The following is a 268-nucleotide window of genomic DNA, read 5'->3' as shown; positions in this document are numbered from 1 at the left end:
TTGATCGTCACGCTAGCGGTACTACTGTTTGGACAGGTTCCTGCTGTGGTATAAGTTACGGTATAGGTTCCCGGAGTACTGGTCGATACATCGATAAGTCCTGTTCCTGCTGTAAGTGATAAGCCTAATGTGCTACTAAATGTTCCGCCTGTTAAACCTGTTATGCTTGGCGTTGGATCTGTAGCATCTGCACAATATGCTGCGGCGCTATAGCTAAAGCCCGCATCGTCTAATGCGTTGATCGTCACGCTAGCGGTACTACTGTTTG

The 268-nt window shown here is 47.8% G+C and carries 1 pseudogene; it reads right to left on the bottom strand.

Features of this window, described 5'->3' with window-relative positions:
* Positions 1-248, bottom strand: a pseudogene (locus EM932_RS20740) (T9SS type A sorting domain-containing protein); the annotation flags it as partial.
* Positions 249-268 lie beyond the last annotated feature (20 nt).

The sequence above is a fragment of the Flavivirga rizhaonensis genome, assembly GCF_004791695.1.
Classification (GTDB): Bacteria; Bacteroidota; Bacteroidia; order Flavobacteriales; family Flavobacteriaceae; genus Flavivirga; species Flavivirga rizhaonensis.
This window is presented reverse-complemented; position numbering and strand designations above follow the sequence as displayed.